This window comes from Catenulispora pinisilvae (genome assembly GCF_015356865.1).
Classification (GTDB): Bacteria; Actinomycetota; Actinomycetes; order Streptomycetales; family Catenulisporaceae; genus Catenulispora; species Catenulispora pinisilvae.
In genome coordinates this window covers 1-13,856 of sequence record NZ_JAAFZA010000127.1, presented here as the reverse complement: position 1 = coordinate 13,856, position 13,856 = coordinate 1, and the positions used below count along the sequence as shown (strand labels likewise).

Here is a 13,856-nt window from a genome sequence, read left to right as displayed (position 1 = left end):
GATAAAGATCAGGCCTGGCCTTCGTCATCCACCCGGACCGTGCCGATTCCGGCTTCGGTGAGACCCGGAAGGATCTTCTCCGCGTCGCCCTCGATCACCACGACGGCCTGCTCGGGGAACAGCCGCCGCGCCGCCGCGGTGTCCACCTCGCCCTTGGTCAGCCGGGTGTACTCGGTGTACTTGCGGGTGAAGTAGTCCTCCGGCAGGCCGAACTCCACGATCTGCGCCAGCGCGCCGCCCACCGATCCCGGCGTCTGCAACGCGATCGGCAGCGAACCGGTCCGGTAGGCCTTCGTCGAGGCCAGCTCGTCGTCGGTCACGCCGCCGGCCTTGATCCGCTCGATCTCGGCCAGCGCGTCCACCGCGGCGGCCGCCGTCACCTCGGTGTGCACCGAGGCGGTGGCCGAGAAGACGCCGCTGTCGCGGTTCAGGTCGAAGCCGCCGCGCGCGCCGTAGGTGTAGCCCTTCACCTCGCGCAGCTGGTGGTTCAGTCGGGAGTTGAAGGTCCCGCCGAGGATGGTCGCCATGGCCTCGATCGCGGTGTAGTCCGGGGTGTCGCGGCCCGGTGCGTGGTGCGCGATCGCCACCACCGACTGCACCGCCCCGGGCCGGTCCACGACCACGATCTCGCGGTCCACCAGCTCGCGGGCGCCGGTCGGGTCCGGCGCTGTGATCTGCGGGCCGGCCTGGCCGAGCAGCACCTCGCCGAGCGCGGTGACGTCCACCCCGGACAGGTCGCCGGTCAGCAGCAGGGTCCCGCCGAACGCCAGCCGCGCGGCGTGGAAGTCGCGCACGTCCTGGAGCGTCAGGGCACTGACGGAGGCGACGGTCCCGGTGTCCTGCTTGCTGTACCGGCTCTCCGGCAGGTACAGCCCGCGGCTCAGGGCCTCGTTCGCGCGGGTCCCGGGCATCGCCCAGGCCGTGGTCAGCTTGGCGACGCGGTCGCCGCGCACCCGGTCGAAGTCGTTCTCGGCCAGCCGGGGCCGGCGCAGCGCCTCGGCGAGCAGCGCCACCGCGGCGGCGATCCGGTCCACCGGGGCCTGCACGCCGACCCGCAGCACGTCGGCGTCGACCGAGCCGGACCAGGAGGCGCCCAGGGACTCCAGCGCCAGCGCGAAGTCGTCGCCGCTCTTGAGCTCCGTGCCCTCGCGCAGCAGATCCATCGTGATCTTGCCGACGCCCTCCTTGCCGGCGGGCTCGCGAACGACGCCGGCCTCCAGGAGCACGCCGGCGTAGGCCATGCGCTGACCCGGCAGGTGCGCCGAGACGGCCTCGCCGCCGGGCAGCTTGGTGCGGGTGACGGCCGGGAACTCGTAGGCGCGCGGCGCTCCGCCGGCCGGCCGGTCCGCGACCAGGGTGTTGCCGCTCATGCGTTGGTCTCCTCGGCGGTGTCGGCGCTGTCGGCTGTGTCGGCTGTGTCGGCGCTGTCGTCAGCGGCGCCGTCAGCGGCGTCGGCGTCGGACGTCGCGTTCGTCGTGTACTCGATGATGACGCGGTTGTCGTCGGCGAGGATCAGGGCCGCGACCCGCTGGACGTCCTCGGCGGTGACCGCCTCCAGCCGCTCCAGGTATTCGCGCACCAGCTTCGGGTCGCCGTCCAGCGTCGCGTACTGGCCGAGCAGGTCGGCCCGGCCGCCGAGCTCGCCCACCGCGCGCAGCCAGTCGCTGGTCAGCAGCGCCTTGGCCCGGCCGAGTTCGGCCGCTGAGACCGGGGCCGAGCCGTCGGCCAGCCCGTCGAGCACGGCGGTGAACTCCTGCTCCACCTCGGCGGCCTCGACGCCGTCGCGCGGGCTGAACATGCCGAAGAACACCGAGGCGCCGTAGGCCAGGTTCCACACCGAGGTGTAGGCCTCTTCGCGCTGTGCCAGGTTCTTCTCGGTGATCAGCTTGCGGTACAGCCGCGCGCCGCGGCCCCGGCCGAGCACCGCGGCCAGCACCTCGACCGCGGTGAAGTCCTCGTCGCGGGAGTCCGGGGAGCGGAACATGAAGAACGTCATCGGGCGCGGCACCGAGTCGTCCGGCTCGACGTGCCGCTTGGTCTCGCCGATCCGGAGCGAGGGCAGCGTGCCGTCCGGGGCCGGCGGGATGTCGCCGTGCCGCTGGATGCCGCCGAAGTACTTCTCCGCCAGCTTCACGACCGCCTCGGGGTCGACGTCGCCGGCCACGGTCAGTACCGCGTTGTTCGGGGAGTAGTAGACCGCGTTGAAGTCCTGGAAGTCCTCCAGGGCGGCTTCCTGCAACTCCTCCATCGAGCCGATGGTGGTGTGGTGGTAGGGGTGGCCCTCGGGGAAGGCCAGGGCCAGGGCGTACTCGACCCAGCGGCCGTAGGGCGGGTTGTCGTAGCGCTGCCGGCGCTCGTTCTTCACGACCTCGCGCTGGTTGTCCAGGGTCTCCTGGGTCAGGGCCAGCGAGCCCATCCGGTCGGCCTCCAGCCACAGCGCCAGCTCCAGCTGCGCCGAGGGCATGACCTGGAAGTAGTTGGTGCGGTCCGGGCTGGTGGTGGCGTTGATCGCGGCGCCGCCGGCCGCCGTCACCCACTCGAAGTGCTCGCCCTTGTCGACGTGCGCCGAGCCCTCGAACATCAGGTGTTCGAACAGGTGTGCGAAGCCGTGCTTCCCGGCCGGCTCGTGGCGCGAGCCCACGTCGTACCAGAGGTTCACGGCGGCGATCGGCGTCGTCGGGTCTGGACTCACCACGACGCGGAGCCCGTTGTCGAGTACTGCTTCGTGGATCTTCCAGGGGAATGAGGCGTTCTCGGCCTCGCTGGTGCCCGGTGCGCTCTTGACCTCTGTCACGCTTGCCAGTCAACGCGATCGGTCGGCGGTTCGTCCACTCAACGCGCACACCGTCCCGGCGCCGCCGGGAGGACACGTCCCGGCGCGCTGCCGGACCCCGGTCCGCTACCTGGGATCCGCTCACCGCGTTACGCGCGGAGCGACTAACGTGACCGCGTGCCCAAGGACCGCAATCTCCCGTTCGATCCGATCGAGCGCGCCTTCGAGTCGTGGAAGGGCCGCTGGGGCGAGTCCACCTCGATGCTGGCCATCACCTCGGTCATGCGCGCGCAGCAGCTGCTGCTGGCCCGGGTCGACGCGATCGTCAAGCCGTACGAGCTCACCTTCGCCCGCTATGAGGCGCTGGTGCTGCTCACCTTCAGCCGGGCCGGCTCGCTGCCGCTGTCCAAGATCGGCCAGCGCCTCCAGGTGCACCCGACCTCGGTGACCAACATCGTCGACCGGCTGGAGAAGTCCGGGCTGGTGGCCCGGCGCCCCAACCCCGACGACGGCCGCGGCACCCTGGCCGAGATCACGGCCCGGGGCCGCGAGGTCGTGGAGGAGGCGACCGGTGACCTGATGGCCGCCGAGTTCGGGATGGGCGCGTTGAGCTCCGAGCAGCACCGGGAGCTGTTCGCCGTGCTGCGCGACCTGCGGGTCGCGGCCGGCGACTTCGAGGCGTAGACGATTGATTCCTGGGCGTGCCGGCGCGAATAGCCGGGCCGCGGATCACCTTTCCCCTGCTCAGCGGATGCCTGTTCGCATTTAGTAGGACGTCCTAGTAAAATTTCGGAGCATGGACTCCGAGCAGATTTCCGCCGGCCGCGACCGCTGGCAGGCGCGCTACGACGCCGCGCGCAAGCGGGACGCCGATTTCACCACGATCTCCGGCAGCGACGTCGAGCCGGTGTACGGTCCGCCGGAGGGCTCCGAGGTACCCGGCTTCGAGCGCGTCGGGTGGCCGGGGGAGTTCCCCTACACCCGCGGGATCCACCCGACCGGCTACCGCGGGAAGCCGTGGACCATCCGGCAGTTCGCCGGCTTCGGCAACGCCGAGCAGACCAACGAGCGCTACCGGATGATCCTGGCCGCCGGCGGCGGCGGGCTGTCTGTGGCCTTCGACATGCCGACCCTGATGGGCTACGACTCCGACTCCCCGCGCTCGCTCGGCGAGGTCGGCCACTGCGGTGTCGCCATCGACTCCGCCGCCGACATGGAGGTGCTGTTCCGCGACATCCCGCTGGGCGACGTCACCACCTCGATGACGATCAGCGGCCCGGCCGTCCCGGTGTTCTGCATGTACCTGGTGGCCGCCGAGCGCCAGGGCGTGGACATCGGCAAGCTCAACGGCACGCTCCAGACCGACATCTTCAAGGAGTACATCGCGCAGAAGGAGTGGCTGTTCGACCCCGAGCCGCACCTGCGCCTGATCGGCGACCTCATGGAGTTCACCGCTGAGAAGGTCCCGGCCTACAAGCCGCTGTCGGTCTCCGGCTACCACATCCGCGAGGCCGGATCGACGGCCGCGCAGGAGCTGGCCTTCACCCTGGCCGACGGCTTCGGCTACGTGGAACTGGGCCTGTCCCGCGGCCTGGACGTCGACGTCTTCGCCCCCGGCCTGTCGTTCTTCTTCGACGCCCACGTGGAGTTCTTCGAGGAGATCGCGAAGTTCCGCGCGGCCCGCCGCATCTGGGCCCGCTGGCTCCGCGACGTCTACGGCGCCAAGACCGAGAAGGCGCAGTGGCTCCGCTTCCACACCCAGACCGCCGGTGTCTCACTCACCGCCCAGCAGCCCGACAACAACGTGGTCCGCACCGCGATCGAGGCGCTGGCCGGCATCCTGGGCGGCACCAACTCCCTGCACACCAACGCCCTGGACGAAGTGCTGGCCCTGCCCAGCGCGAAGTCCGCGGAGATCGCCCTGCGCACCCAGCAGGTGATCATGGAGGAGACCGGCGTCACCAACGTCGCCGACCCCCTGGGCGGCAGCTGGTACGTCGAGGCGCTCACCGACCGCATCGAGGCCGAGGCCGAGGCCATCTTCCAGCGCATCAAGGACCTGGCTCCCAACGGCGCCCAGCACCCGATCGGGCCCATGACCGCAGGCCTGCTGCGCGGCATCGAAGACGGCTGGTTCACCTCCGAGATCGCCGAGGCCTCCTTCGCCTACCAGCGGGCGGTGGAGAAGGGCGACAAGCGCGTGGTCGGCGTCAACGTCCACACCGACTCGATCGAGGAGCCGCTGGAGATCCTGCGGATCTCCCACGAAGTGGAACGCGAGCAAGTCCGCGTCCTCGGCGACCGCAAGACCCACCGCGACAACGCCGCGGTCCAGGCCGCACTCGCGACGATGCTGGAGGCGGCACGCTCCGGCGCGAACATGGTGCCCGCGATGCTCGACGCCGCCCGCGCCGAAGCCACCCTCGGCGAGATCTGCGACACCCTGCGCGCCGAGTGGGGCGTCTACCGGGAGCCGGCGCGGATCTGAGGCGGGACTTGAGGTAGCGCTGCTTGCTGATGCCGGCCGGACCCGATGCGGGTCCGGCCGGTTCGCCGTGCCTGAGGTGCGCGGGCTTCGGATCTCTAAATCCCCCCAGTAAGCCGCAGCTGCGCCAACCCGGCCAACACCACCGACACAAACCGCGTCAGATACTCCTGGTCCACCGGCTGCCCCTTGATCAGTATCCGGTGTACCAGCGTCCCGCAGATCATGTCGAAGATCAGGTCGATGTCCGTCTCGCCCTCGACCTCGCCGCGCGCGCAGGCCCGCTCCCAGGCCTCGTACACCAGGTGCCGCTGTGGATCGATCACCTTGTCGATCACCTTCGCGCGCAGCGAGGCGTCCCGGTCCGCCTCGGCCGACAGCGCCAGCAAGGCGGCCTGCGTCTCCGGCAGCTGAAGCAGCTCCACGTACTGTCCGACGGTCGCGAGCGCGTCCTGGAGCATCGAGCCGCGGTCGAGCACTTCCAGATGCGAGAACAGCTCCGCCATCGCGTCCACCACCAGATCGGCCTTGCCCGGCCAGCGGCGGTAGAGCGTGGTCTTGGCGACGCCGGCGCGCGCGGCCACCTCGGCGATGGTGAGGTCGGCCCAGCCGCGCTCGGCGAGCAGGTCCCGGGTCGCGCTGAGGATCGCGGCGTCGGCGTCGGCGTTGCGGGGGCGGCCGCGGGTGCGCGGGCCGGTTCGGCGGCTGTCCTCGGACTCGGACACGATCGCGATCCGCCTCCTCACTTCGTCGGCTCCCGGGTGGCCCCATCGCCGTGGCGGGTGGCCTCGTCGCAGGTCAGCGTATAGCGCGCGACTGTTCACCCGATCTTTACCCAGCGCCGTCGCGTACCCGGCCGCTTTGCGATACGCTTCGACGCGTATCTTAATGATCAGTCTTGCTTCCACGAGCGGGACACGCAAGAGCGCCACCCCCTCCAGGTGGGGACCCGGAGGGGAGTTGGCGCGAGGTTAGCCGGAAAGGGGAGGATGGCGCTATGAGACAGCGACCCCAGTTCCCCGGGATGGCCGCCGGCGGAGGCCCCGGCTTGCCCGCCTCCGCGCTGCGGGGCGTGGTTGACCTCGGGGCCCTCGCCGCCAAGCCGCAGGCCGCACCGGCCGGGTCGGCTCCGGCGGCTCCGGCCGGCAGCGGCGGCGAGGGCTCCGGCCCGGCCGCCGACGGCTCCGGCGCCATCGCCTCGCCCCTGGTCTTCGACACCTCCGACGCCACCTTCGACGCCGACGTCATCGAACGCTCCCTGACCGTCCCGGTGGTCATCGACTTCTGGGCCGAGTGGTGCGGCCCGTGCAAGCAGCTCTCCCCGGTGCTGGAGAAGCTGGCCGGCGAGTACGGCGGCCGGTTCGTGCTGGCCAAGCTGGACGTCGACGCGAACCCGATGCTGGCCCAGGAGTTCGGCATCCAGTCCATCCCGATGGTGATGGCGGTGGTCGGCGGCCGGCTGGTCCCGCTGTTCCCGGGCGCGGTCCCGGAGGCGCAGGTCCGCCAGTACCTGGAAGAGCTGCTGAAGCTGGCCGCCGAGAACGGCGTGACCGGCACCGCCAGCGGTGAGGTTCCGGCCGAGCTGCCCGAGCCGCCGATGGACCCGGCCCTGGCCGCGGCCTACTCCGCGCTGGAGGAGAACGACCTCGACGGCGCCGCCCAGGCCTTCCGCAACGTGCTCAGCGCCGACCCCGGCGACACCGAGGCCAAGCTGGCGCTGGCCCAGGTGGAGCTGATGCTCAACACCCGGGACATGGACGCCGGGCAGGTGCACGCCGACGCCGAGGCCAGGCCGGACGACGTCCAGGCCCAGATCGCCGCCGCCGAGCTCGACCTGTCGGCCGGCCGGGTGGAGCAGGCGATCGACCGGCTGATCTCCTTCGTGGCCCGCACCGCCGGGGCCGACCGGGACGCCGCGCGGGTGAAGCTGCTGGACTTCTTCGAGCTCCTGGGCCCGGAGGATCCGCGTACCGGGGCCGGTCGGCGCAGGCTGACGAGCGTGCTGTTCTGAGAGGTCGGAAAGCTGTTCCGGCGGCCTGACCGGGCCGTCGGACCGCGGCGCGGATCGCCCCCGCCAAACGCCCCCGCGCCTGATCAAGACCGGCGTGGGGGCCGTGATTTTACCTTTTCTTTGCCAAGTGTCACATCGGCTTGACGGCTCGTCAGACCTCGGATGAGAGCGGGGTCACAGCCGGGGCTTTCACGGCCTTTGTCCGTATTTATCAACTACACAGAGTGTCTAATTGGGCGTCAGTTCTCGTTTATGGGTACCCGACACCCCTGTGCCGGGCAACCGGAGTCCCCCGATCGTGTTACCGGTCGGTAACGAACCCCTTGTGCGGCGGCCGCGAGTAGACCACGATCACATCCGCTCGGTCTGTTAATCCGACGATCCCCGAAACGATCGCGCGGCGACAGGTCCCCACCGGGTCGGCAGAACTACTCGTCGCTGCCGTAGCCGAGGCCCTTGCGGGCCATCTCGGCCCGCATGCCGCGGTCCGGTGCGCGCCGGACCCGTCCCACCCGCTCGTGGAGGAGTAACGCATGAAGGACGCAATGGGCGCCCAGGTGCTGGGCGGCACCAAGTGGAAGCGCTTCGCCCTGGTGATGGTTCCCACCGTCGGCATCGCCGGCGCGATGACCGTCGGGATGGCCAACGGTGTGCTGGCGAGCTCCTTCGCCGTGTCCGGCCAGCAGTTCAAGGTCTCCGCCGACGAACTGGACGGTAACGTCTTCGCCCAGTCCGGCACCGTGATCGTCGACGCGAACGGCAAGCCGCACGCGGTCGCCGTGGCCGGCATCAAGAGCGCGAAGATCTACAAGATGTGCCAGTCGGTCAACGTGCCGGTCCCGTTGCTGGGCAACCTGACCATAGTGCTCGCGGCCGGTGGCGGCGGCACCCCGGTGACCGCCACGAACCTGGTCCTGGACACCAACCAGGTGAACGCCGACGCCACCTTCAGCGGCGTCAACATCGGCGCCTCGGCCGCGGACATCGCGAGCCAGACCGGCATCCAGGGCTTCAACGGCTACGACAAGAACGGCAAGCCGGCGCCGTTCGCTCCGGGCGACTTCGGCCAGGTCGTGCAGACCGCGGTCCTGAAGGGCGTGACCCAGACCGCCTACTCGACCACGGCGGGCACGATGGCGCTCAAGGGTCTGTCGATCTCGGCGAACCTGAACGGCAAGGAGTGCTTCTAGGCCCTTGAGCCTTCGAAGCAGCCTGGGACACCCTGGGAGGCGGGCGCGAGTAGGGCGCGCCCGCCCACCACAGTCAGCACATGTCGGGAGTAAGCAGTGACCACCATTGACGCCGAGTATTCCGGGGGCCAAGAGCACGTCGTGGTCAGAGGATGGCGCGCGTTCAAGGAGTGGCGCCACTCCCGGCCGTTCTGGGCCGGATTGTGGACGATTCTGGCCGCCCTGGAGCTGTGGAGCATCCCGTTCCTGCAGCCGCTGCTGGTGCAGCACAAGCTGAACATCAAGATGGCCGGCATCGCCGGCGTGTCGACGATGGCCATCACCCCGGCGCTGATCATGATGGCCGCGGCCATGTGGTTCGCGCCCGGTTACCGGGTGTTCGCCGGCGTCTTCACCCTGGTGTGCGCGCTGCTGTCGATGGTGGTGTCGAACTTCGGCGGCTTCCTGCTGGGCATGCTCCTGGGCGTGTTCGGCGGCGGGCTGGCCTTCTCCTGGACCCCGCGGCTGACCGACGAGCAGATCGCGGCGCAGGCCAGAGCCGAACAGGCCTACCGGGACGCGCTGGCCGGCGATATGCCGCCCTCGGCGCGCTCGCCGCTGGCCGGAGCGGTCGAGAGCCCGCAGGACCGGGATCCCTACCAGTTCCAGGAGACCGAGCCGCAAGACGCGGCCGCCGGACCCATTCCGGGCGTCGCCGGCTACCAGGGCACCCGAGGCGAGATGACCTCGGCCTTGCCGCAGACCGCCGACTCCACACCCGCCGACACTGTTCCGGCCACGCCATCGCGGGACGTCGTCCCGCCGTTGCCGCGGGCCGAGGACACTCCTCTGGGGGCTTGACGTCTTGAGTGCCACAGGCAGCAACGAGAACCAGAACTCCACCGGGCCGGACCCGGACGGGTCGCGGCCGGACCGGGCGCGCCGTCCGGCGGCGCCCGGCGCCGGGGGGTTCGCCGACCTCGCCGGGATGCGGGAGGCCATCCTGCGCGCCGAGCGCGGGACGCCCGCCGGTGCCGCGGGGGCACCGGCCGGGCCGGAGGCGCTGCTGGACGCGCTGCGGCGCTCCCGCCGCGTCGACGGGACCTCGGCAGCTCGGACCTCGGCGGGCGGGTCATCACTCGGCGGCGCGTTCGCGCTCGACGCCGGCCCGGAGCCCGAGCCGGACGGCGAGCCGCCGCTGCGCTCGCGTAGCGGCGGGGTGAACAAGCCCCGCGCGGTCGTGCCGACCCCGCTGCTGGCCGCCGAGGCGGTCCGGCTGGTCGACGCCGCGCACAGCAAGCGGGCCCGGATGGTGACCGCGATCGGGCTGCCGGCCGTCTTCCTGGCCGCCACCGGCGTCGCGGTGATGCCCACGGTCGCGAACGCGGCCAGCTCGTCGTCCTCGACCTCGCCGACCACCAGCTCATGCGCACCGGGCTCGTCGGCGGTGCCGAACACCGGCGGTGCCAAGAGCTCCGCGCCGACCTCGGCCCCGAGCAGCACGCCGAGCTCCGGCGCCGGCAAGCCGAGCTCCGCGCCGAGCACCCCCGGCACTCCGCAGCCCTCCGGCGGTTCGAGCACGCCGAAGCCGACGTCCTCGGCGCCGCAGAGCAAGCCGTCCAGCGTGCCCTCCGGCGCCCCGAAGCCGGTCACGCCGACGCCGACCGGCGCCAACACCGCCCCGACCGCGCCGCCGCCGGCCGCCAGCAGCTCCACCGCGTCCTCGGCGCCGAGCAGCACCCCGAGCCCGAGCCCGTCGGTCACCTGGTGGAACCCGCTGAGCTGGCTGGGCACCACGGTCAACGGGGTGTTCAACCCGGCTCCGTCGTCGAGCCCGTCCACGGTGAACAAGCTGGCCGCGGCGCCCGCGGCCACCCCGAGCTCGAATCCGACGTCCTCGCCGGCCCCGATCCTGTCGATCGGCCTGGGCGGCTCGTCCAGCCCGAGCCCGTCCGGCACGCCGAGCTCGAAGCCCTCGGTGCCGAGCACGCCGCAGCCGTCGTCCAGCGACTCCTCGAAGCCCTCGGCGCCGTCGTCCACGCCTTCGACGCCCACGTCGAGTTCGAGCTCCAGCGCGAGCAGCCCGTCGAGTGTCCCGTCCGGGGTTCCCACCTACGAGGGACACGTGCTCACGGCACCGACCACGGTCTGCATGATGAGCCCCGCCGCCCAGCCGTTCCGCGAGGTCGAGTGGCACCTGGCGGCGTCCTCGCTGACGCTGACCAACCAGAAGTTCGAAGGCTTCGAGCCGATCCAGACCGGCGACGGCCGGACGGTCACCGTCATGGTCATCCACGCGGACTCGATCGACCTGACCGACATGGTCACCTACAACGAAGACGGCAACCTGCGGGTCTACTCCGACGGCGGCAAGGGCCAGAACGTCCACCTGACCAATGTCACCCTGCACGTCCTGAAGCAGGTGGGCACCATGACGGCGCCCCTGCCGCTCGGTCCGGTCACCCTGGGCCCGCCCGGAGAAGCCGGGACCGACCTGATCAGTCAGGCGGTGATGGCGCTGTTGCAGTTGAACCTGCCGCTGCCGCCCAGCACGTTCACCAATGTGGACGTGGACCAGTACATGCTGACCTCCGACACGCTGGACATCCCCGGCTTCAACGTCAACAGTCTCGGCATCCGCGGGCCGCTGGGCTGAGGCCTGCGCGCCCGGTCCCGACACCCGTACAGATCACCACCCCCGTGCCCGCCCTCCCGGCGGGCACGGGCTTCTGCTTTGATGAGATATCCGACATCGAAGTCCCGACACCGAAGTCGGCCGAACCAGTCCGCACCCCGGGCTCGTGAGAAAGGGTCAGCGCCGAATGGGCGAGTTCGTACGCGTGGAGACCGACGGCGCGGTGGGCGTGATCCGCCTGGACCGCCCGAAGATGAACGCGCTGAACGTGCAGGTGCAGCGTGAGCTGCACGAGGCCGCCGACCAGGTCGGCGCCGACCCGGCGATCCGGGCCGCGGTGATCTGGGGCGGCGAGAAGGTGTTCGCCGCCGGCGCGGACATCAAGGAAATGCAGGACATGTCCTACGCGGACATGGCGGTGCACTCTGTGCGGCTCCAGGACGCCTTCAAGGCGCTGGCGAACATCCCCAAGCCGGTCATCGCCGCGGTCACCGGCTACGCCCTGGGCGGCGGCTGCGAGCTGGCCCTGACCGCCGACTTCCGGGTCGCGGCCGAGGACGCCAGGCTGGGCCAGCCGGAGATCTCCCTCGGCCTGATCCCCGGGGCCGGCGGCACCCAGCGGCTGCCCCGGCTGATCGGCCCGGCCCGGGCCAAGGACCTGATCTTCTCCGGCCGGATGGTGGACGCCGCCGAGGCGCTGGCGATCGGCCTGGTGGACCGAGTGGTCCCGGCCGCCGATGTCTACAAGACTGCTGTGGAGTGGGCCGGCACGTTCGCCGGCGGTCCCGCACTGGCTCTCAGGGCGGCCAAGGAGGCCGTGAACCGCGGGCTGGAGGTGGACCTGGAGACCGGCTTGGAGATCGAGCGCCTCCAGTTCACCGGCACCTTCGCCACCGATGACCGCACCGAGGGCATGCGGGCTTTCGTCGCCAAGGAGAAGCCGGGCTTCACCGGACGTTGAACAAGGTGGGGGCCCACCCCGGGTCCCCGTCGAGCCAAGGAGGCGTCACGGCAATGGCCATGGAACAGCTCCCAGAGGCCGCCCAGGCCCGGATGAACGAGATCCGGAACTCGGGCACCTGGGGCTCGGCCCTGACCACCAACGAGTTCGCCGCGGTCCGCGCCGCCGGCTTCGAACCCGTCGGCCAGGTCTTCGGCTCCTGCGTGTACCACCTGGGCTACAGCGGGGCCTACAACTGCCCCGGGGCCTGGATGGGCGGGGCCGGCTACACCTCGACCTCCACCGGCCGCTACTCGGCCTACGCGCCGCTGACGCAGTCTCTGTATGACGCGCGCCGGCTTGCGGTGGGGCGGATGAGCACCGAGGCCTCGATGCTCGGCGGCGACGGCGTCGTCGGGGTGCGGCTGGCGATCCGCCGGTTCCCGGCCGGCGGCCTGGAGTTCTCGGCGATCGGCACCGCGGTGCGCGCCGCGAACAGCACGGTGAAGCTGCGACAGCCGTTCACCTCCCACGTCACCGGCCAGGAGTTCGCCAAGCTGGTGATGAACGGCTGGATCCCGGTGTCCCTGGTGCTCGGCATCGCCATCGGCACCCGGCACGACGACTGGTGGACCCGGATGGCCTCCCGGCGCTGGGCCGGCAATCAGGAGGTGGACGGCTACACCGATCTGGTGAACCAGACCCGGCACGCCTCCCGCCAGGAGCTGGCGCGGAACGTGAAGGGCGTGCACGCCGACGGGGTCGTGGTGTCCTCCATCGAGCTGGAGATCCGGGAACGGGAGTGCCCGGTCACCGACGGCCAGCGGGACCACATCTGCGAGGCCACCACCATCGGCACCGCCATAGCGGCGTTCAAGAGCAGCGGCCAGCCGGCCCGGACCGGCTCGCTGGCCATCATGTCGCTGGACCCGGAGCGGCGCGCCGCCGCCCGGCGCGAATCTTCTGTGCGATACCTGTAACGAGGGGCTGGAGACACGAGATGGCTGACAAGATCGCGCACACCGCCGAGGGCGTGCCCGAGGACGCGATGCGGCGGCTGGCCGAGCTGAAGCCGGGCTCGCCCGGCTCGATCTTCACCTCGGACCTGTCGGTGAACGAGTTCCTGCTGGTGAAGGAGGCCGGATTCCGGCCGCTGGGCCTGGTCCTGGGCTCCTCGATCTACCACGTGGGACTCCAGGTCGCGCGCTGGGGCAAGAGCCAGGAGCTGGACGTCCTGAGCCAGGCCATGTACCACGCCCGCGAGCTGGCGATGACCCGGATGGAGGCCGAGGCGGACGCGCTCGGCGCGGACGGGATCGTCGGGGTCCGGCTGGAAGTGGAGTTCAAGGAGTTCGGCAACGACGTCGCCGAGTTCATCGCGATCGGCACCGCGGTCAAGGACGACGGCAGCGGCCAGCACGGCAACGTCACCTGGCGCAACAACAAGAACCAGCCCTTCACCTCGGACCTGTCCGGCCAGGACTTCTGGACCCTGATCCGGGCCGGCTACGCCCCGCTGGGCATGGTCATGGGCTCGTGCGTGTACCACATCGCGCACCAGCGCTTCGGCGCCGCGCTGGGCAACATCGGCCGGAACGTGGAGCTGGAGCAGTTCACCCAGGCCCTGTACGACGCCCGCGAGCTGGCCATGGCCCGGATGCAGGCCGAGGCCGAGGCGCTGCACGCCGAGGGCATCGTCGGGGTCCAGCTGCGCAACCACAGCCACACCTGGGGCTCGCACACCACCGAGTTCTTCGCCCTGGGCACCGCGGTCCGCCCGCTGCGCGCCGACCACCAGATCCAGCGCCCGACGATGGTCCTGAGCCTGGACTGATCCCGGCTC

12 protein-coding genes are annotated in these 13,856 nt (G+C 71.0%); 9 read left to right on the top strand and 3 right to left on the bottom strand.

Annotation, left to right across the window (positions count from 1 at the left end; all coding sequences use genetic code 11):
• Positions 1-8: 8 nt before the first annotated feature.
• Together IZR01_RS29365 and IZR01_RS29360 are read right to left on the bottom strand one after the other, a co-directional pair.
• Positions 9-1,370, bottom strand: a complete 1,362-nt coding sequence (locus IZR01_RS29365) for a M16 family metallopeptidase (protein WP_194925746.1) — start codon at positions 1,368-1,370, stop codon at positions 9-11.
• Positions 1,367-2,794, bottom strand: coding sequence for a M16 family metallopeptidase (locus IZR01_RS29360; protein WP_323747133.1), 1,428 nt, complete (start codon positions 2,792-2,794; stop codon positions 1,367-1,369). The genes IZR01_RS29365 and IZR01_RS29360 overlap by 4 nt, the downstream gene beginning before the upstream one ends.
• A 156-nt stretch (positions 2,795-2,950) precedes the next feature.
• Between IZR01_RS29360 and IZR01_RS29355 the strand changes: the two genes are divergently transcribed.
• Together IZR01_RS29355 and icmA are read left to right on the top strand one after the other, a co-directional pair.
• A complete protein-coding gene (locus tag IZR01_RS29355) occupies positions 2,951-3,457 on the top strand; it encodes a MarR family winged helix-turn-helix transcriptional regulator (protein WP_194895129.1) in 507 nt (168 codons plus the stop codon).
• Positions 3,458-3,569: 112 nt separating this feature from the next.
• Positions 3,570-5,261, top strand: coding sequence for a coenzyme B12-dependent isobutyryl-CoA mutase large subunit (gene icmA, locus IZR01_RS29350; protein WP_194895128.1), 1,692 nt, complete (start codon positions 3,570-3,572; stop codon positions 5,259-5,261).
• A gap of 95 nt (positions 5,262-5,356) precedes the next feature.
• Here icmA and IZR01_RS29345 read toward each other — a convergent pair whose 3' ends face one another.
• Positions 5,357-5,986 (bottom strand): TetR/AcrR family transcriptional regulator, encoded by a 630-nt coding sequence (locus tag IZR01_RS29345; protein WP_194895144.1) that lies wholly within the window; start codon positions 5,984-5,986, stop codon positions 5,357-5,359.
• A gap of 269 nt (positions 5,987-6,255) precedes the next feature.
• Here IZR01_RS29345 and IZR01_RS29340 point away from each other — a divergent pair, with 269 nt between their 5' ends.
• From IZR01_RS29340 to IZR01_RS29310, 7 genes are all read left to right on the top strand, one after another.
• Positions 6,256-7,269, top strand: a complete 1,014-nt coding sequence (locus tag IZR01_RS29340; protein ID WP_194895127.1) for a tetratricopeptide repeat protein — start codon at positions 6,256-6,258, stop codon at positions 7,267-7,269.
• Positions 7,270-7,802: 533 nt separating this feature from the next.
• Positions 7,803-8,459 (top strand): DUF6230 family protein, encoded by a 657-nt coding sequence (locus tag IZR01_RS29335; RefSeq protein ID WP_228554785.1) that lies wholly within the window; start codon positions 7,803-7,805, stop codon positions 8,457-8,459.
• A gap of 96 nt (positions 8,460-8,555) precedes the next feature.
• Positions 8,556-9,299, top strand: a complete 744-nt coding sequence (locus IZR01_RS29330; RefSeq protein ID WP_194925745.1) for a DUF6114 domain-containing protein — start codon at positions 8,556-8,558, stop codon at positions 9,297-9,299.
• A 4-nt stretch (positions 9,300-9,303) separates the two neighbouring features.
• Positions 9,304-11,094 (top strand): hypothetical protein, encoded by a 1,791-nt coding sequence (locus tag IZR01_RS29325; protein ID WP_194925744.1) that lies wholly within the window; start codon positions 9,304-9,306, stop codon positions 11,092-11,094.
• A gap of 166 nt (positions 11,095-11,260) precedes the next feature.
• Positions 11,261-12,034 carry an enoyl-CoA hydratase-related protein gene (locus IZR01_RS29320; protein WP_194895124.1) on the top strand — a complete coding sequence of 258 codons (774 nt, stop codon included), beginning with the start codon at positions 11,261-11,263 and terminating at the stop codon, positions 12,032-12,034.
• 53 nt (positions 12,035-12,087) lie between these two features.
• On the top strand, positions 12,088-12,993 hold the full coding sequence (locus IZR01_RS29315; protein ID WP_194895123.1) for a heavy metal-binding domain-containing protein: 906 nt from the start codon (positions 12,088-12,090) through the stop codon (positions 12,991-12,993).
• A gap of 20 nt (positions 12,994-13,013) precedes the next feature.
• Positions 13,014-13,847, top strand: a complete 834-nt coding sequence (locus IZR01_RS29310) for a heavy metal-binding domain-containing protein (RefSeq protein WP_228554784.1) — start codon at positions 13,014-13,016, stop codon at positions 13,845-13,847.
• Positions 13,848-13,856 lie beyond the last annotated feature (9 nt).

Coding starts and splice junctions, on each gene's coding strand:
- IZR01_RS29320 (WP_194895124.1), top strand. CDS start 11,261: ATGGGCGAGTTCGTACGCGTGGAGACCGACGGCGCGGTGGGCGTGATC.
- IZR01_RS29340 (WP_194895127.1), top strand. CDS start 6,256: ATGAGACAGCGACCCCAGTTCCCCGGGATGGCCGCCGGCGGAGGCCCC.
- IZR01_RS29335 (WP_228554785.1), top strand. CDS start 7,803: ATGAAGGACGCAATGGGCGCCCAGGTGCTGGGCGGCACCAAGTGGAAG.
- IZR01_RS29365 (WP_194925746.1), bottom strand. CDS start 1,370: ATGAGCGGCAACACCCTGGTCGCGGACCGGCCGGCCGGCGGAGCGCCG.
- icmA (WP_194895128.1), top strand. CDS start 3,570: ATGGACTCCGAGCAGATTTCCGCCGGCCGCGACCGCTGGCAGGCGCGC.
- IZR01_RS29310 (WP_228554784.1), top strand. CDS start 13,014: ATGGCTGACAAGATCGCGCACACCGCCGAGGGCGTGCCCGAGGACGCG.
- IZR01_RS29315 (WP_194895123.1), top strand. CDS start 12,088: ATGGCCATGGAACAGCTCCCAGAGGCCGCCCAGGCCCGGATGAACGAG.